The sequence below is a fragment of the Pseudomonas sp. FW300-N2A2 genome (genome assembly GCF_017351735.1).
Taxonomy (GTDB): domain Bacteria; phylum Pseudomonadota; class Gammaproteobacteria; order Pseudomonadales; family Pseudomonadaceae; genus Aquipseudomonas; species Aquipseudomonas migulae.
In genome coordinates, this window is the sequence record NZ_JACNDU010000023.1 from 46,436 (window position 1) to 63,822 (window position 17,387).

Genomic DNA, 17,387 nt, shown 5'->3' on the forward strand with positions numbered 1-17,387 from the left:
CTGCCATCGCCACGCAGACCAGCGCCGGCATGGAACAGCAATACCGTCAGGTCGATCAGGTGGCGACCGCTTCCCACGAAATGAGCGCCACCGCCCAGGACGTTGCCCGCAGCGCGGCACAAGCGGCACAAGCAGCGCGCGATGCCGATCACGCCACCCGCCGTGGCTTGACCGTGATCGACCAGACCACCACCAGCATCGACAACCTCGCCGCCGACATGAGCGCAGCGATGGTGCAGGTCGAAGGTTTGGCGGCCAACAGCGAGAAAATCGGCTCGGTACTGGAAGTGATCCGCGCCATCGCCGAGCAGACCAACCTGCTGGCCCTCAACGCCGCCATCGAAGCGGCCCGTGCCGGTGAGGCCGGACGCGGTTTTGCCGTGGTCGCCGACGAAGTGCGCAACCTGGCGCGGCGTACGCAGGAGTCGGTTGAAGAAACCCGTCTGGTGATCGAGCAGTTGCAGAACGGCACGCAGGATGTGGTGGGGTCGATGAACAACAGCCATCGCCAGGCTCAGGGCAGTGTCGAGCAGGTCAGCCAGGCCGTCACGGCGTTGCGCCAGATCGGCGACGCAGTAACGGTGATCAGCGACATGAACCTGCAGATTGCCTCAGCGGCGGAAGAGCAAAGTGCGGTGGCAGAAGAGATCAACAACAACGTGGCGACGATCCGGGACGTGACCGAATCGCTGTCGGGGCAGGCGAATGAGTCGGCGCGGGTGAGCCAGTCGCTGAATAGCCTGGCGAATCAGCAGCAGAGCCTGATGGATCAATTCCGCGTCTGACTGACAACACACCTCCTGTAGGAGCCGGCTTGCTGGCGATGGCGGCGATACATTCAACACATGTGTTGCCTGACAGAACGCCATCGCCAGCAAGCCGGCTCCTACAGGTTATCGGGGTTTTCAATGTCAGCGTTTGGGCAGTTCGATGACGACCTTCAACCCGCCCCACTCGCTCTCCTCCAGCCGCAACACCCCGCCCCACGTGTCGACGATGTCGCGCACAATCCCCAGCCCCAACCCATGCCCTTGCGCCTGCTCATCCAGCCGCGTACCCCGGCTGAACACCTGAGCACGCTGGTCCTCGGGAATGCCCGGCCCATCATCTTCCACGCTTAGCTCAAACCCTGCGGCCGTCTCGACCACGCTCAACCGTACCTCGGCATCCGCCCATTTGCAGGCGTTGTCCAGCAGGTTGCCCAGTAGCTCCAGCAAGTCTTCGCGATCCCAAGGCAACTGCAACCCGGCCGGCGCGATATAGCTCAGTTCAAGGTGTTCGCCGTGAATCATGTTCAACGTGGCGAGCAATCCCGGCAGTTCCGCATCGCAATCAAACAACGCCCCCGGCAGCGCATCGCCGGACAACCGTGCGCGGTTAAGCTCGCGGTTGAGTCGTTGCTGAACCTGTGCCAATTGGTCTTTGAGGATCTTGCGCAGCTCGGGATGGGCGTCGAGTTTCTCGCTGGAGGCCAGGCTCAACAACACCGCCAGCGGGGTTTTCAAGGCATGCCCAAGGTTGCCCAGCGCATTGCGCGAGCGCTTGAGGCTGTCTTCGGTGTGAGCGAGCAAATGGTTGATCTGCGCCACCAACGGCTCAAGTTCCACCGGCACCTGATCATCCAGTTGCGAACGCTGGCCCTGCTGCAACTGAGCAATCTGCTCACGGGCCTTTTCCAGTGGACGCAAGGCGCGGCGCACGGTGATCCGTTGCAACAGCAAAATCAGCAGCAACCCCGCCAGCCCCAGCCCCAGCCCCACTTGCTGCATGCGCTTGAAACTCTCGCGCACCGGCGTGTAATCCTGAGCGACGCTGATGGAGATCGATTGTCCCAAACGGCGATAGTCCGAACGCAAGACCAGCAATTGCTGGCCTTCCGGCCCCAGTTGCAGGTTGCTGTGCAGGCCGGGATGGTCGAGGCGCGGCAACTCCTGATCCCACAACGAACGGGAGCGCCAATGGCTGTCAGCAAAATCGATGCGGAAGTAATGCCCGGAAAACGGCCGTTGATAGGCCGGTGACAGATGGCGTTCATCCAGCTGCAAGCCCTGCGGCCCGCGCACCAGCGCCACCAGCAAACTTTCGCTGTCGTTGCGCAGCCCCGCTTCGAGGTAGCGCTGCAAGCCCACTTCGAACAACCACAGGCTGGTTTGCGCCAGCACCAGGCCGACGATCACCATCACGCTGATCAGCCCCAGACTCAAGCGGCGCTGGATCGACCTCACTGCGCTTGCCCGCCGAACAGGTAACCCTGGCCGCGACGGGTTTCGATCACGCTGCGCCCGAGCTTGCGCCGCAGGTGGTTGACGTGAACTTCCAGCACGTTGGAATCGCGCTCGGTTTCACCGTCGTAGAGGTGTTCGGCGAGGTGGCTTTTGGAGAGGATCTGCTCGGGGTGCAGCATGAAATAGCGCAGCAGGCGAAATTCCGCGGCGGTGAGCTGGATGTCGGCACCGTCGCGGGTCACGCATTGCCGGCCTTCGTCCAGGTGCAATCCGGCCGACTGCAACGTCGGTTGATTGACCTGGCCATGTGAGCGGCGCAACAACGCCTGAATGCGCAAATGCAGCTCTTCAGGGTGGAAAGGTTTGCTCAGGTAATCGTCGGCGCCGGCCTTGAGGCCTTCGATCCGTTCGGCCCAGGAACCGCGCGCGGTGAGGATCAACACCGGCGTGGCCAGCCCACCGGCGCGCCATTGCGCCAACACGTCGAGCCCCGGCAAACCGGGCAGACCGAGGTCGAGGATGATCAGGTCATACGGTTCGCTGCTGCCCTGATACACCGCGTCGCGACCGTCGGCCAGCCAGTCCACGGCGTAGCCCTGGCGGTTGAGGCCGGCCATCAGTTCGTCGGCCAGGGGCACATGGTCTTCCACCAGCAGCAATCGCATCGGTCAATCTTCCTTGTCTTTCAGTAACTCGCCAGTGGCGGCGTCGAGGTCCAGTTCACGGACCACGCCTTCGGTGGTCAGCAGTTCGACTTCATAAATGTAGACGTCGTGTTTCTCTTCGAGCTCGGCTTCCAGCAGTTTTGAGCCTGGATAACGCTCCAGCGCCTGCTTCACCACTTGTTCGAGCGGCAGGATCACACCCTGCTGGCGCAGGCGCAGGGCTTCGTCCTGATCAAGGTCGCGGGCCATGACGATCGAGCAAAACGCCAGAAGCACCAGCGCCATGCGTGACAATGAACACACCTTCATTACGTATCCTGATGATCCTTGAGAAGTTGCCCGCTGACCGCGTCTAATTCCAGGTCCCACTCAAGGCCTTGCGGGTCGCGCAGCTCCACCTGATAGATGTACTTGCCGTACTCTTCTTCCAGCTCGGTTTCGGTGACCGTCGAGCCTGGGTGTTTGGCCAGTGCCGTGGCGTTGAGCTTCTCGAAAGACACAATGGTACCAGCGTCGCGCAGCCGCAGGGCTTCGTCGGGGCCCAGGTCGCGAGCGTGGGCGATGCTGACGGTCATGGCGACGATGGAGGCAGTGAACAGGGCAGTCAGGGTTTTCATGGGGTGTCTCCGTATTTTTTATGTGTTGCGTACGGAAGGCACCTTAGCGATTCGAACTTAATTGAAACTGAATTGCCATCATTGGCCATGACAACGCGCCATCACCGACCGACACAAAACCTGTGGGAGCGAGCCTGCTCGCGATGGCGTCGTGTCAGTCGACATCAATGTTGAATGTCAGTACGCCATCGCGAGCAGGCTCGCTCCCACAGTAGATTTGTGACGTTGCCTGACCTGTTTATAATCCGCCCGCTTGCCAGACATCGAGACCGGTATGACCGCCATCCACATCAAGTTCCCTTCCCTGACCCTCAAGGCCGGCCCGCGTGCCTTGGCGCGCATCCGTGAGCACGGCTTGAACGCCGCCGATGTCGGTACGTTGCCGGGTGCTGCCGGCGGGCCGAAGGCGTTGGGGATTCAAGGTCTGGACCTGGCGCTGTTTGGCGAATGGCTGCCCGCCGCGCCGCGTGAGCGGTCGCTGATCGGCGCCTCGGTCGGCTCCTGGCGCTTCGCCAGTGCCTGCCTGCCGGACGCCGCCGAAGGCATCCGCCGCCTTGGTCACCTGTACACCGAGCAGAACTTCGCCAAGGGCGTGACCATGGCGCAGATCAGCCAGAGCTCGCAACGCATGCTCAATGACCTGCTCGACGGTCGCGATGCGGCGATTCTGAGCAACGCGAATTACCGGCTGAACATCATGGTGGTCAAAAGCCACGGCCTGCTTGCGGACGATCATCGCGGTCGTCTCGGGCTGGGCCTGTCGTCGGTGATCGCCGACAACCTGCGCGGTCGCGCGCGGCTGTCGCGGCATTTCGAGCGGCTGATCATCCACGACCCGCGCTTGGCACCGCCGGTCAACGCGCTGAACGATTTCCCCTCGCGCTTCGTCGCGCTGAATGCCGGCAACCTGCGCCAGGCCCTGCTCGCCTCGGGCTCGATCCCGATGGTCATGGAAGGCGTGCGCGACCTGCCGGGCGCTGGCGCCGGGACGTTCCGCGACGGCGGCCTGCTCGACTATCACCTCGACCTGCCCTACAGCGGCAACGACATCGTGCTGTACCCACATTTCACCGACCGGGTGATTCCCGGCTGGTTCGACAAAACCCTGCCGTGGCGCCGTGCCTGCCCAACGCGCTTGCAGGATGTCCTGTTGCTGGCGCCGTCCAAGGAATACCTGGCCCGCCTGCCCTACGGCAAACTGCCGGACCGTAACGACTTCAAGCGCTTCATGGGCGATGCGCCGAGCCGGCAGAAATACTGGCGTACGACCATGGATGAAAGTCGCAGGCTGGGCGATGAGTTTCTCGAACTGGCCGCCAACGGTCGCCTTGGCGAACGCTTGCTGACCCTTTAGTCAGGACAAACTGTTAAACTCGCCGCCTGCCCACATCGCTACGGCGATCGCCACCTGACAGAGCTGAAACCACTGTGGAAATCTTCAAAGAATTTACCTTCGAATCCGCCCACCGCCTGCCCCACGTCCCGGAAGGCCACAAGTGCGGCCGCCTGCACGGTCACTCGTTCAAAGTGGCGATTCATTTGAGTGGCGATCTGGACCCGCATACCGGCTGGATTCGCGACTTCTCCGAGATCAAGGCGATCTTCAAGCCGTTGTATGAGCGCCTGGATCACAACTACTTGAATGACATTCCGGGGTTGGAGAATCCGACCAGTGAAGTGTTGGCGAAGTGGATCTGGGTTGAACTCAAGCCATTGCTGCCAGAACTCAGCGCGATCCGTATTCACGAGACGTGCACCAGCGGTTGCATCTATCGCGGCGAATAAGTCGATAGATCAAAAAACCACCGAAATCGGTGGTTTTTAGGTTGTTAACTTGGTGAAAATATCGTCAGCAAGCCTACAACCCAGGATGATTCAGTTTCATATGTTTTCTTAACGCTTGTGGAGAACTCAACCGACTGTAACATCCCTCAACCGGGCAAGTATCCCTTACCCTATGAACCCAAGCATGTTCATTACGCTTGCTACTATCCGCAAACGCCTTACCGCACCCTTCTTTCGAGCACACATATTGCAGAGTATGAGTTAGTAAGTGTTTCGCAAGTTTGCTTTCCTGCGCAAACGCTGCGCCACACCCATCTGCTGTGCAGACATTTGGCCTGTTATGCTTTTTTTTATGACGAGTAAGATTACTGCTCTGCGTAAACGCTTCCCCACATCCCTCTACTTTGCAGACAAATGGTCTTTCACCAGTATGCGTTTTCTTATGTTTCGTAAGGCTGGAATATTGCGTAAATTTTTCGGTGCACCCCACTTTTTTGCAGGCATATCGTCTTTCATTAGTATGTATCCGCATATGTTCGCGCAGAATACCTTTACTGGAAAATTTTCCACCACAGTCCCCCCAAGAACACAAGTATGGCTTTTCTCCGGTATGCATTCTCGAATGCTCGGAAAGGCGCCCCTTCTTATTAAAACTTTTATCACAACCAGGACAAGCATAACGTTTGGCCGATGGGGGAGGCACAGTAGGCCCAACTTCGGATGTAAATGCCTGTTCAGTGAGTGAGTTAAAATTCAACACTGCCGAAGGATCTGTGTCTCCATGAAATGAAGAAATGTTCGAATACTGCGTATCTTGCGAGCGCAAATCACCCTCGATTATTGCAATCGCTTGAGGCGGAAGTGGACCGGTATCTTGGAGAAAATCATCGATGTTACCCGGAACATCCAGATCGTCCTCCATCATCCGCCCATCCACATCCACATGCCCCACCGGCGAATTCCCCACAAAACAATACAAATTCAACCCATCCACCGCCCCCGCCGGGTCAGGGTTGATCCATCGGCACAGCCACGGCGCAAAGTAGCGATATCCGTAGTAATACAACCCGGTCGCATCCCGTTCCTTGCCCGAATAGCGAATGGTTTTGTACGCACCGCTCTGATCGCGATGATCCTCCCAAGCCGTGCCGCCAAACGGGTAATACACTTCGCGGCTCTGCACCCTGGCGTGTTCATCCAATTCCAGCGTCCCGGACCCGAGATGGTCGGTCAGGTGGTAACGCAACGAATGGTCGGGCGCATCGGCGCCGTGCAGCCACCTCACCCGATTGCGTCCGGCCTCCAGGTCGAGCACTTCATGCTGCTTGCCGCCCGGACGATGATGGATCTCCAGCCCCGGCAGGTAGCGCACTTCGGCGATCACGGTGCGGGCGGCGGCCAGTGCAGTGCGGACTTTGCGCAGGCGTTTGCCACCGCCGCCGTAGAGGTAGCGTTCGGTGTCGTCGTCTTCGTCTTCGTCTTCGCGCACCACCGGTGACACGCTGGACAACTGGTTACGCGCATCCCAGGTCATGGTTTGGCCAGGCTGCAAATATTGCAGGTTGCCGTTGGCGTCGAAATGGCGGGCGAAATCCGGTGGTTGTTCGCCCTTGAGCAGGCTGCGATTGCTGTCCGGGTCGATGTCCCAGCGCCGGGTGAACGGCTGGACGCCGAGGTGGCGCAGTTCGGTCAGGTTGCCGCCCGCGTCGTAGTCGTATTCTTCGCGGTAGTTGACCACGGCGTTGGGGTTGGCCGAGGCGCGGTAGGGAGTGCCGGGATAACTGGATGAGCGCTCGGCTTCCCAGCCGGTGGCGTGGGTTAATTGACCAAAGGTGTCGTAGCCGTAGGTACATTGGCCGTCGATGCGCTGGTTGTTGTGGTAACGAATCGGCACTGCGTGATTGTCGATCTGGAGGATGTTGCCCATCGGGTCGACGTTGTATCGCAGGTCTTGCAGCGGCGCGGTGTTCGGCAACCCGGCGCACAAGCGCAACAGGCGCCCATCATCCAGTGCGTACTGCGCCTCGGTGACCACACCGTTGCCAGCGGTTTCCCGTTCGACTTTTCCGCCGGGGTTGTAGTGGATGTCGTGCACCAGGCATTGTCCGGGTGCGACAGTGTTCGCCGGTTGCAACCAGCCGTCCTTGAGCTGCCCGGCCACGGTGTAGGTGAAGTGACGACGGTGTTTTTTGGCGTCGGTGAGGCTTAGCAAATCGCCCAACGGGTTATAGGCCCAATGGCTTGCAAGCCCGGGATCAGCTTCCAGCAAGCGATCGCGTGCGGCGCAGTCCAGCGGCCAATCCGGCGGATCGAGGGAGGCCAGAAAGTGGCTGATTTCACTTAACGCGAACCCCCGCAGATCGTACGCCGGCATGTGCCGCGTGCCCGCCGGATCGTCGTGGCGAATCACTCGACCGCATTGATTGGCAGCATCAAAACCGGCCCCGGCGCTGCCGTATTCAAAGCGCTCCACAACCCGTTCCAGCTCTCTTACGGCAACAGGACGCAGCGACGAATCGTACTGCGTATCCTGCCGAGCCCCCCGACTGTCCCATCCACTCAAGACCTCATCCGCTTGCCCGGGCAACAACACCCGCCACCCGGCATCGACACTGTCAGTCGCCAACACCTTGCCGGTCAGGGTGAAACGATGATTCAGCGCAGACGCGGACAACCGCGCATCCCGTTGCTCAATCCCCCTTCCCGCCGCATCGAACACCTGCCGCGTCACCCGCGCCTGCGATGTTTGACCACTCTCCCCACGCCAGTACGCCACGCTGCGCACAGCCAGGCCGCGCGGGTCAATGACCGCCAGAGTGGGCGTTCCGTGATGCAGGCTGAGGTTGTCCATGGGCTGTGGATATCATCCGCCATCAACAGCCGTCTACTGTCACAAATCACAGGTATTCATCCCGCTGATCCGACAGATCAAAAAAACTGCCGGGACGAGCGGTTTTTTTATGCCTATGCTTTTTCGCTCGCACCCGCCAAGAGGACGTCCCCATGACTGACTGGCCGCTGGCTCAAACCTATCGCTTCAACGGGCACTCCGTCCGTTACGCCGTGCGTGGCGACGGCCCGCCGTTGGTGTTCGTGCATGGCACGCCGTTCTCTTCGTATGTGTGGCACCGGATTGCGCCGCACTTCATCACGTCGCACCGGGTGCATTATTTCGACCTGCTGGGTTATGGGCTGTCCGAGAAGGTCGAGGGCGATGTGTCGCTGGGCGTGCAGAACGAGTTGTTGACGCAGCTGCTGGAGCATTGGGGGCTGGATTGCCCGGATGTGGTGGCCCACGATTTCGGCGGCGCGACGGTGCTGCGCGCGCATCTGCTGAATGGCAAGGACTACCGCAGCCTGACGCTGATCGACCCGGTGGCGTTGACGCCGTGGGGCTCGCCGTTCGTGCAGCAGGTGCGTCAGCATGAAGCGGTGTTCAGCGGCGTGCCCGATTACATTCAGCGGGCGATTGTGTCGGCCTATGTTCGCGGGGCGATCAAGCGCGACATACCCGACGATGAACTCGCGCCCTACGTGCAACCGTGGCTGGGCGATCCGGGGCAAGCGGCGTTTTACCGGCAGATCGCGCAGATGGATCAGCGCTATACCCGTGAGGTCGAGGGGTTGTACCCGACGGTTCGTTGCCCGGTGCAGATTCTGTGGGGCGAGGATGATCAGTGGATCCCCATCGAGCGTGGCCGCGCGCTGCAGCAGATGATTGCGGGGGCGCAGTTTCACCCAATCCCCAATGCCGGGCATCTGGTTCAGGAAGATGCGCCGGAGGCGATCGTTGCCGCGCTGCTGCGTTTTCTCCCAAAAGCCCCCTGAAACACACGGACTCTTGTAGGAGCCGGCTTGCTGGCGATAGCGGTGTGTCAGTCGGCACATATGTTGCCTGTTATACCGCCATCGCCGGCAAGCCGGCTCCTACAGGGAAGCGGTGTGGTCCCGATCAATGGCGGGCATTTTTCTTTCGCTGCCGTGGTCAAAGTTCACATCTGTCCGATGCTCGATTTCCGTTGCCGCGCTAATGTCTATAACTGACGCGCCAACGCACTACTACAAGATCTCCAAAAGGATTCGCCTGATGCACATCATCAACGCCCGCCTGCGCAACCAAGAAGGCCTGCATGAATTGCACCTGGAAAACGGCCTGATCAGCAATATTGCCCGTCAGACCGAAGCGCCGACCCTGGGCCCCGATGATCTGGACGCCGGCGGCAACCTGGTGGTGCCGCCCTTCGTCGAACCGCACATCCACCTCGACGCCACGCTCACCGCAGGCGAACCGCGCTGGAACATGAGCGGCACGCTGTTCGAAGGCATCGAATGCTGGGGCGAGCGCAAGGTGACGATCACCGAGGAAGACACCAAGACCCGCGCCAGGAAAACCATCCAGGCCCTCGCCGCCCACGGCATCCAGCATGTGCGTACCCATGTCGATGTCACCGACCCGCAGCTGACGGCGCTGAGAGCGATGCTCGAAGTGCGCGAGGAAAGCCGGCACCTGATCGACATGCAAATCGTTGCATTCCCCCAGGAAGGCATCGAGTCGTACCGCAACGGTCGTGAACTGATGGAAGAAGCGATCCGCATGGGCGCGGACGTGGTCGGCGGGATTCCGCATTTCGAATACACCCGCGATCAGGGCGTGAGTTCAGTGAAGTTCCTGATGGACCTCGCCGAACGCACCGGTTGCCTGGTGGACGTGCATTGCGATGAAACCGATGACCCGCACTCGCGGTTTCTCGAAGTGCTCGCCGAAGAAGCCCGCAGCCGCGACATGGGCTCGCGGGTCACGGCCAGCCACACCACGGCCATGGGCTCTTACGACAACGCGTACTGCGCCAAACTGTTTCGCCTGCTCGGGCATTCGGGGATCAGTTTTGTCTCCTGCCCCACCGAAAGCATTCACCTGCAAGGGCGCTACGACAACTTTCCGAAACGTCGTGGCGTCACTCGGGTGAATGAGTTGCTCGAAGCGGGGATGAACGTGTGCTTCGGCCAGGACTCGATCGTCGACCCGTGGTATCCGCTGGGTAACGGCAACATTTTGCGGGTGCTCGAAGCAGGTCTGCACATCTGTCACATGCTCGGGTATCGCAACCTGCAAAGCGCGCTGGACCTGGTCACCGACAACAGCGCCAGGGCGATGAACCTGGGGGATCGGTATGGACTTGAGCGCGGGCGGCCGGCGAATTTGCTGATTCTTTCGGCGGACAGCGATTACGAGGTGATCCGCAGTCAGGGCTTGCCGCTGTATTCGGTTCGTGATGGGAAGGTGTTGATGAAGCGGCAGATGCCGGTGGTGGAGTTTTTTGGTGAGCAACCCTGAGTTTTGTGTTGGCTGAGCTGACGCCTTCGCGGGCAAGTCGGATCGCCGCATCGCTCGCTCCTACAATGATCTTCAGTGGACACAATTTTTGTGTACGGCTGCAATCCTGTGGGAGCGAGCCTGCTCGCGATGGCGATCTTGAGATCACCCCATCAATCGCGCCGTACCAAACAGGCTGACCCGACTCAACTCACCCTGCTCTTCTTCCAACAAAATCGGCGCAGTCCCACCAGGCATCACCACCTTCACCTCACCCGCCGCCACCCAACCCACCCGCCAAGCCGCACACGCCACCGCGCTCGCACTGGTACCGGACGACGCCGTCGGCCCTTCCCCACGTTCAAACACCCGAGCAGCAATTCGCCCCGCTGACTCGCGCATCGCCCATTGCAAATTAACCCCCGCCGGGCACGGTCGCCCTGCCCCGGTCGGCATCGCGTAGGCAATGCGCGTCAACCCTTCGGACAATCGCGCTTCGCGCATCTGCTCATTGGCCGGCAATGCCTCGGCATCGTCCACAAGCGTTACGCAATGCGGATTGCCGACCCGCACGAACTGGCTGCGGGACCAGGCGGGATCCAGCGCCGACAACGATTGAACGTGGCTGAGCCCACGACCGTTGAATGCCACATCGGTCACCCCTTGAGCACTGACCGCCTCGGGCCCGAACGCCGGTTTGCCCAGATCCAGCCAGAAACCCTGCACACCCTCGACCTGCGCGCGGTTCACCGATGTCTCACCGGGCGAAGGCGTGTCGGCCTTGTCGTGATGAACCCTGAGCACACACGGCGCGTTTTCCGGAAACAGCCCTTGGTCGCTGAGCGCCTGGGAGAAAATCGTCAGCCCGTTGCCACTGCGCTCGGCCAGGGTGCCGTCGGTGTTGACGATCAACAGATCGAACGGCGGCGACGTTTGAAACGGGCCGACCAGCAGACCGTCGCAACGATGGTCCTTGCTGCCGGGCGGTTGCGTGCCCGGCGCCCAGGCACAGAACGCCTCGATGGCCGACACTGCCCAGGTCGTGCGGGTTTGCGCCGCCAGACTGGCCTGTTCAGGTAAATCGATCCCTTCGCGGCGCACTGCATCCGGCGCCACTACCGCGTAGATATTGCCTCGAGCATCGTAGAACGGCGTCATGGCGCCTCCCGTGTAAACATCACAGGCGTGCAACATATCGCGAAACCGCGACGGGCTGTGCAAGGATGTCCCCCTGCCTGACCGCGAAACCGTCCGGACACTGATCGAACCTCATGGGTGAGTCACTGTCCCTTGGGGACGCGACGTTTTTTGCCAAGGATCGATATGACCAACCTCAACACGCCCACCACTTTCGTGCCCGGACGCCTGGAACAGATGTCCACGCGCATTGCCTTTTTCATCGCCGGTTTCGGGATTGCCGCGTGGGCGCCGCTGGTGCCTTACGCCAAGGCCCGGGCCGGGCTGGATGAAGGCACCCTCGGCTTGCTGCTGTTGTGCCTGGGGGTGGGCTCGATTCTGGCGATGCCGATGGCAGGGCTGCTGGCCACGCGTTTCGGCTGCCGGCGCGTACTGACGGGCGGTACGTTGTTGATCTGTCTGGCGCTGCCACTGTTGGCGACGGTGTCCTCGGTCCCGGCGCTGATAGCGGCCTTGTTCATGTTCGGCGCGGGCCTCGGCACGGTGGATTCGACGGTGAACCTGCAAGCGGTGATCGTCGAGCGCGCCAGCGGCAAAACCATGATGTCGGGTTTCCACGGGCTGTTCAGCCTCGGCGGGATTGTCGGGGCGGCGGGCGTCAGTGCCCTGCTCGGCTTTGGGGTTTCTCCGTTGGGGGCGATGCTGGTGGTGATCGTGCTGCTGCTGATCGCACTGTGCAAAGCCGCGCCGCACCTGCTGCCGTATGGCAGCGAAAGTTCCGGGCCGGCCTTTGCCATTCCCCACGGCATCGTGCTGTTTATCGGCGGGATGTGTTTCATCGTGTTCCTTGCCGAGGGCGCGGCGCTGGACTGGAGCGCGGTGTTCCTGGCGCAGGAACGCGGGATCGACACGGCCTATGCGGGATTGGGTTATGCGGCGTTTGCGCTGACCATGACGGCCGGGCGGTTGACCGGTGACAAGATCGTCCGGCGCCTCGGCGCGACACGGGTGATCGTGTTCGGTGGGCTGACGGCCGCCGGGGGCCTGTTTCTGGCGACGTTCGCACCGAGCTGGGAGATGGCGCTGGTGGGTTATGCGCTGCTGGGCGCGGGCTGCTCGAATATCGTGCCGGTGCTGTACACCGCCGTGGGCAAGCAGACGGTCATGCCTGAAAGCATTGCCGTGCCGGCGATTACGACGCTGGGTTACGCGGGGATTCTGGCGGGGCCGGCGGTGATCGGGTTCATCGCCCACGGCAGCAGTTTGAGTTTTGCCTTTGGGCTGATGGCGGTGTTGCTGGTGGCGGTTGCCATTGGCGGGAAGGTGTTGAAGGCCTGAAAAGCATCGCCGGCAAGCCGGCTCCTACAGGTTTGATGTCATTCACACAATTTGTGCACGACGCAAAACCTTGTAGGAGCCGGCTTGCCGGCGATGCAGGCGACTCGGTCTATCAGAACCCGACACTGGCCTGCACGAAGAACGTGCGCGGTGCGCCGACGTACATGCCCGAGTTGTTGTCGCTGGAGCGGGTGAAGTACTGTTTGTCGAAGATGTTTTTCACCCCGGCGCCGACTTTCAGGTTCGATAGCTGCGCGCCGAAGTCATAACCGCCCCGCACGTTCCAGGTGACGTAACCGGGAATGTCGCCGTACTGACCGTCGGCAGTGCCTTCGGTGATGTAGTTGTTGGTGAAGCTGCCATTGGAATTCACGGCAACGCCCGGCGAACGTTGTTTGGACTGGGCAAACGCATCGACGTTGTAGGTCCAGCGGTCGATGTCATATCGCAAGCCGGCAGTTGCGACCTGGCGCGAATAGAACGGCAGGTCACGGCCCTTGAAGCCCGGAATCTCCCCTTCATACACGGCACGTGTGTAGGTGAAACCGGCGTTGGCGCTCAGGCCGTCGAGCCGTGGGTCCAGTGCCGCCATGTCGTAATGCACCGATGCTTCAACGCCTTGGTGCGTGGTTGCGCCGAGGTTGGTCCAGCCCGCATCGTTGCTGATGTACTGCAACTCTTTATCGAAGTCGATGTAGAACAGCGTCACTTCGCCGCCCCACACATCATCGTTGTAGCGCGTGCCGAGCTCGTAGGTCTTGGCTTTTTCCGGCTCCAGACCGTTGGCGGTGCTGTCACCCGTACCGCCCTGACCGAGCTGGAAATACTGCAGGCTGCCGAACGAAGTCTCGTAGTTGGCGAACAGTTTCCAGGCATCGGAAATGTGATACATCACGCTCAAGGCCGGCAGCGGCTCGTTGCTTTCGATGCTGCGGTTCTTCTCGGTCACACGCTTGCCATCGGCATCTCGTACGGGGCGCTCATGCCAGTCGGTGCTGATGTGCTCGAAACGGATGCCGGGGGTAATCGTCCAGTTGCCGACGTCGATCTTGTCGTCGAGGTAAACGGAGTTGGCTTCCGTGCCGCCGGTGCGGTCCTGGTACACATGGCCGTCCGAGGCCTTGGTCACGACGGGCTCGTTGCTCTTGTTCAGCTCCAGACGGGTCGCCTGTTCGTGCATGCCTTCCTTGAGGTAGCGATAACCGACGCTGACCTCCTGGGTGGTCGGGCCCACGTCGAACACATGAGACACCCGCGGTTCGATGCCGAAGGTGTAATAGGTACGCGGGAACGAGCCGATAGTCTTCTGGTCGCGGGCGGCGATGTTGCTGCCACGGAAGCTGTCGGAGTAGTACGTCAGCACTTCTGCCTGGGTACGGTCATCGATCTGCCGCGCCCACTTGAACGAGACGTCCTTGCGGCGCCCGCTGAAGTTGTCGTTGTTGCGGTCGGACTGAAACGGATTGGCGTCGTACTGCGCCTGAGTCAGGCCGCCGGGCATGTCGGCGCTGGCGTCGTAGTAATGCAGGTTGAGGCTGAAGTCGTCGACATCGGTCGGCGCCCAGTGGGTCTTGAGCAGCACGTCGTCGATATCGTTGCCGTTGTTACGCTCACGGTAACCGTTGCCGTTCACGCCCGAGTACAACAGCGCCACGCCCATGCCGTTGTCCGCGGTACCGCCGGCAAACGCCGTGTCGATGTGCTTCCAGCCACCGTGCTTGGAGGTTTCCAGGGTGGTGCCGATTTCGGCGGAGGCTTTTTCCGGGATTGCGCGGGTCACGAAGTTGATCACACCGCCAACGTTCTGCGGCCCGTAGCGCACGGAACCGGCACCGCGCACCACGTCGATGCTGTCGAGGTTGCCGGAGGAAATCGGCGCCATGGACAGCTGCGGCTGGCCATACGGCGCGAATGCGGCCGGTACGCCGTCGATCAGCACGGTGGAGCGTGGCGACAGACGCGAAGTCAGGCCGCGCACGCCGACGTTCAGGGAGATATCGCTGCCGCCAGTGCCGTTGGCTTCTTGCACTTGCACGCCGGGCACGCGCTTCAACACGTCACCGACGTTCATCGCGCCTTGCTCGACCATGGCTTCGCGGCGAATCACCGTGCGGGCGCCGGGGTGGTTCTGCACCACGGCGGCATCGGCGTCACCGAGCCAGTCACCGACGACCTTGATGTCAGTCACGCCCAGTTCCAGCGGGCCATTGGCGGCGGAAGTCGGCGATGGAGCCGGCGTCAGGGTCACCGAACCTTCGTCGATCTGATACTCGAGACCGCTGCCCTGCAGCAATTGGCGCAAGGCCTGCTCCGGCGAAAGGTTGCCATCCACCGCCGGGGCCTGTTTGCCGGCGACCAGTTCAGGACTGAAAAAAACCTGCAACGAGGTTTGCTGGCCGAGCTCGCTCAGCGCCTGACCCAAGGGTTGCGCCGGGATGTGAATGGCATCGGCGGCAAAGGCCTGGGGCAGCGCAGCGTTGACCGCCAGCGCAAGGGCCAGCGGCAACCAAAGGGAGTTGTTGTTTTTAGCGGTGGTTTTTTTCACGTCGAACGTAGTCCTGTGGATCGCAAGAGTGTGCGCCTGTTAATGCAAACCAGTTGCAGTTGGACAGGAAGACGATCAACTCGAAAAAAACCTGAATTTATTTTGAAATTATTTCCTGACTGCCGTCATCGAGGGTGCGCACGGCCACCGGCAAGATGGTCGGCAAGGCCTTGAGCAGCGCGTCGGTGTTGTCGGATTTGAACACGCTGGTCAGGCGCAGATTGCCCACTGTGTCGTTGCCGACGGTGAGTGGCTTGTCCCGATAACGCGACACTTCCTCGGCCACTTCGGCCAGGCTGGCGTTGTTGAACACCAGTTTGCCGTTGCGCCAGGCCGTCAGTTCCGCAGGGTTGACCGCATAGGCCGCGGCCACTTTGCCCTGGGCATCAATGCGCGTTCCCAGGCCAGCGGTAAGGTTGACGAACTCATTGTCCGCCGCGCCGTGCCCCTGAACCCTGACCGTACCCTGCTCCACCACGACCCGGGTGTCACTGACGCCGCGACGCACATCGAAGCGCGTGCCGGTGACCGTGACCTTGCCGCTGCCCGCCTCGACCACGAATGGCCGATCGCTGTCGTGGGCGACGCTGAACATCGCCTCGCCTTGCGTCAACTCGATGCCGCGCTGGCCTTTTTCAAAGCGCACCTGAAGACGGCTGCGGCTGTTCAGGTCGATCACCGAACCGTCCGGCAGCGCCACCTGGCGACGCTCGCCCAACGCTGTCGAATACTCGGCGGTGTAAGGCGCCGGTTGATTCAAACCGCTGAACAGGCCCAGGCCCAGCGCCACGGCCACCACACTGGCCGCCACCGCATAACGCACCAGCGGCCGACGTTTGCTGCGCGCCGGCGGGGTTTCGCACAAGGCTTGCAGTCGCGCACGCGGCACCAGGTCGGCGGCTGTCCACAGGCCCTGAAGCAACTGAAATTCGTCGCGGTGCTGAGGGTGCTCGTTCAGCCAGTGCTCGAAACGCTGGCGCTCTTCGACGTCAATGGCCGGCTCCTGCAAACGCACAAACCACTGCGCCGCCTCATCGCGAACCGTCGTTTGCCCGCACGCGCAATCACGAGTATCCATCATGGAAGTTCCTGTTTGGCTGGGGAAGAGAGTGCACGGCCGATCATGGTTGCAAACCGTCGAGGCGGTCGCGCAGATGCCGCAGGGTGCGGATCATATACTTTTCCACCATGTTCTTGGACAGTCCCAGGCGTTCGGCGATTTCAGCCTGGGTCAGCCCTTCGATCTTCTGCCAAACAAAAACCTTGCGACAGTTGACCGGCAACTCGGTGAGCGCCCGTTCAATGGAATCAGCCAACTGGATCGCATGCATGAAATGCTCCGGGTCGCCGGACGACGACACACTGTGATCAATCGCCTCCGACTCCATGGCGCCCCGCCGATCCTCACGCCGATAACCATCCACCGCGATGTTGCGCGCAGTCTGGTGCAAATACGCCCGGGGCTGCTGCACCGCCGCCGAATCGGACTCAAGCACCCGCACGAAAGTGTCGTGGGCCAGATCCTCGGCCTGCTGACGATTTCTCAGGCGACGGGTCCAGGTGCCAACCAACTCTTCGTAATGCTCGAAAAAGCCGTGTCTGCGGGGCAACTTGGGGGTCATTGCGGTGTGCTGTGATGACGGGGCGTGAATAGTAATGCTTCCTATTAACCGGAAGCAATGGATTCCAGACAGCCAACTCGCCACCACTCGTCAACGAGAAAAGTTGATTTAGGCACACAGCCAAAGGATTCTGGCAGGC

General features: G+C 61.1%; 15 protein-coding genes. 6 read left to right on the top strand and 9 right to left on the bottom strand.

The features are described from left to right. Positions 1 to 29: 29 nt before the first annotated feature. Positions 30 to 785, top strand: coding sequence for a methyl-accepting chemotaxis protein (locus J4E42_RS29790; protein ID WP_404943259.1), 756 nt, complete (start codon positions 30 to 32; stop codon positions 783 to 785). Positions 786 to 911: 126 nt separating this feature from the next. On the opposite strand, the gene J4E42_RS22630 is transcribed toward J4E42_RS29790, so the two are convergent. The 4 genes from J4E42_RS22630 to J4E42_RS22645 are packed head-to-tail and all read right to left on the bottom strand — an operon-like array spanning position 912 to position 3,507. Beyond that, positions 912 to 2,225, bottom strand: coding sequence for a sensor histidine kinase (locus tag J4E42_RS22630; RefSeq protein ID WP_207286215.1), 1,314 nt, complete (start codon positions 2,223 to 2,225; stop codon positions 912 to 914). Further along, positions 2,222 to 2,890, bottom strand: coding sequence for a response regulator transcription factor (locus J4E42_RS22635; RefSeq protein WP_008025306.1), 669 nt, complete (start codon positions 2,888 to 2,890; stop codon positions 2,222 to 2,224). The genes J4E42_RS22630 and J4E42_RS22635 overlap by 4 nt, the downstream gene beginning before the upstream one ends. 3 nt (positions 2,891 to 2,893) lie before the next feature. Next, positions 2,894 to 3,199 (bottom strand): PepSY domain-containing protein, encoded by a 306-nt coding sequence (locus J4E42_RS22640; protein ID WP_008025305.1) that lies wholly within the window; start codon positions 3,197 to 3,199, stop codon positions 2,894 to 2,896. Further along, the gene (locus J4E42_RS22645) at positions 3,199 to 3,507 is read right to left on the bottom strand and encodes a PepSY domain-containing protein (RefSeq protein ID WP_008025303.1); all 309 of its coding nucleotides are present in this window, start codon (positions 3,505 to 3,507) and stop codon (positions 3,199 to 3,201) included. The genes J4E42_RS22640 and J4E42_RS22645 overlap by 1 nt, the downstream gene beginning before the upstream one ends. A 274-nt stretch (positions 3,508 to 3,781) precedes the next feature. Here J4E42_RS22645 and J4E42_RS22650 point away from each other — a divergent pair, with 274 nt between their 5' ends. Together J4E42_RS22650 and queD are read left to right on the top strand one after the other, a co-directional pair. Next, positions 3,782 to 4,861 carry a patatin-like phospholipase family protein gene (locus tag J4E42_RS22650; RefSeq protein ID WP_207286216.1) on the top strand — a complete coding sequence of 360 codons (1,080 nt, stop codon included), beginning with the start codon at positions 3,782 to 3,784 and terminating at the stop codon, positions 4,859 to 4,861. 74 nt (positions 4,862 to 4,935) lie between these two features. Further along, on the top strand, positions 4,936 to 5,292 hold the full coding sequence (gene queD / locus J4E42_RS22655; protein ID WP_008025299.1) for a 6-carboxytetrahydropterin synthase QueD: 357 nt from the start codon (positions 4,936 to 4,938) through the stop codon (positions 5,290 to 5,292). A gap of 73 nt (positions 5,293 to 5,365) precedes the next feature. Here the strand turns inward: queD and J4E42_RS22660 are convergent, their stop codons facing one another. Further along, positions 5,366 to 8,143, bottom strand: a complete 2,778-nt coding sequence (locus J4E42_RS22660) for an RHS repeat-associated core domain-containing protein (RefSeq protein WP_207286217.1) — start codon at positions 8,141 to 8,143, stop codon at positions 5,366 to 5,368. Positions 8,144 to 8,295: 152 nt separating this feature from the next. On the opposite strand from J4E42_RS22660, the gene J4E42_RS22665 reads away from it, so the two are divergent. Both J4E42_RS22665 and codA read left to right on the top strand, forming a co-directional pair. Next, a complete protein-coding gene (locus J4E42_RS22665; RefSeq protein WP_008038316.1) occupies positions 8,296 to 9,120 on the top strand; it encodes an alpha/beta fold hydrolase in 825 nt (274 codons plus the stop codon). 259 nt (positions 9,121 to 9,379) lie between these two features. Further along, complete coding sequence (codA, locus tag J4E42_RS22670; RefSeq protein ID WP_008038314.1) at positions 9,380 to 10,627, top strand: cytosine deaminase; 1,248 nt, start codon at positions 9,380 to 9,382, stop codon at positions 10,625 to 10,627. Positions 10,628 to 10,771: 144 nt separating this feature from the next. Here the strand turns inward: codA and J4E42_RS22675 are convergent, their stop codons facing one another. Beyond that, a complete protein-coding gene (locus J4E42_RS22675; protein ID WP_207286218.1) occupies positions 10,772 to 11,764 on the bottom strand; it encodes a diaminopimelate epimerase in 993 nt (330 codons plus the stop codon). 165 nt (positions 11,765 to 11,929) lie between these two features. Between J4E42_RS22675 and J4E42_RS22680 the strand changes: the two genes are divergently transcribed. After that, positions 11,930 to 13,081: an MFS transporter gene (locus J4E42_RS22680; RefSeq protein WP_207286219.1), complete on the top strand. Its 1,152-nt coding sequence runs from the start codon at positions 11,930 to 11,932 to the stop codon at positions 13,079 to 13,081. Positions 13,082 to 13,193: 112 nt separating this feature from the next. On the opposite strand, the gene J4E42_RS22685 is transcribed toward J4E42_RS22680, so the two are convergent. The 3 genes from J4E42_RS22685 to J4E42_RS22695 form a co-directional block, all read right to left on the bottom strand. Then, entirely contained in the window at positions 13,194 to 15,626 is a 2,433-nt protein-coding gene (locus J4E42_RS22685; RefSeq protein WP_207286220.1) for a TonB-dependent receptor, read from the bottom strand. A 97-nt stretch (positions 15,627 to 15,723) separates the two neighbouring features. Further along, positions 15,724 to 16,707 carry a FecR family protein gene (locus J4E42_RS22690; RefSeq protein WP_207286221.1) on the bottom strand — a complete coding sequence of 328 codons (984 nt, stop codon included), beginning with the start codon at positions 16,705 to 16,707 and terminating at the stop codon, positions 15,724 to 15,726. 40 nt (positions 16,708 to 16,747) lie between these two features. Beyond that, the gene (locus tag J4E42_RS22695; RefSeq protein WP_008038304.1) at positions 16,748 to 17,248 is read right to left on the bottom strand and encodes a sigma-70 family RNA polymerase sigma factor; all 501 of its coding nucleotides are present in this window, start codon (positions 17,246 to 17,248) and stop codon (positions 16,748 to 16,750) included. Positions 17,249 to 17,387 lie beyond the last annotated feature (139 nt).

What these genes read in the sequence shown, in the direction of transcription:
- J4E42_RS29790 (WP_404943259.1), top strand. Translation starts at nt 30, where the DNA reads ATGGAACAGCAATACCGTCAGGTCGATCAGGTGGCGACCGCTTCCCAC.
- J4E42_RS22635 (WP_008025306.1), bottom strand. Translation starts at nt 2,890, where the DNA reads ATGCGATTGCTGCTGGTGGAAGACCATGTGCCCCTGGCCGACGAACTG.
- codA (WP_008038314.1), top strand. Translation starts at nt 9,380, where the DNA reads ATGCACATCATCAACGCCCGCCTGCGCAACCAAGAAGGCCTGCATGAA.
- J4E42_RS22680 (WP_207286219.1), top strand. Translation starts at nt 11,930, where the DNA reads ATGACCAACCTCAACACGCCCACCACTTTCGTGCCCGGACGCCTGGAA.
- J4E42_RS22650 (WP_207286216.1), top strand. Translation starts at nt 3,782, where the DNA reads ATGACCGCCATCCACATCAAGTTCCCTTCCCTGACCCTCAAGGCCGGC.
- J4E42_RS22675 (WP_207286218.1), bottom strand. Translation starts at nt 11,764, where the DNA reads ATGACGCCGTTCTACGATGCTCGAGGCAATATCTACGCGGTAGTGGCG.
- J4E42_RS22690 (WP_207286221.1), bottom strand. Translation starts at nt 16,707, where the DNA reads ATGATGGATACTCGTGATTGCGCGTGCGGGCAAACGACGGTTCGCGAT.
- J4E42_RS22640 (WP_008025305.1), bottom strand. Translation starts at nt 3,199, where the DNA reads ATGAAGGTGTGTTCATTGTCACGCATGGCGCTGGTGCTTCTGGCGTTT.
- J4E42_RS22665 (WP_008038316.1), top strand. Translation starts at nt 8,296, where the DNA reads ATGACTGACTGGCCGCTGGCTCAAACCTATCGCTTCAACGGGCACTCC.
- J4E42_RS22695 (WP_008038304.1), bottom strand. Translation starts at nt 17,248, where the DNA reads ATGACCCCCAAGTTGCCCCGCAGACACGGCTTTTTCGAGCATTACGAA.
- J4E42_RS22645 (WP_008025303.1), bottom strand. Translation starts at nt 3,507, where the DNA reads ATGAAAACCCTGACTGCCCTGTTCACTGCCTCCATCGTCGCCATGACC.
- J4E42_RS22660 (WP_207286217.1), bottom strand. Translation starts at nt 8,143, where the DNA reads ATGGACAACCTCAGCCTGCATCACGGAACGCCCACTCTGGCGGTCATT.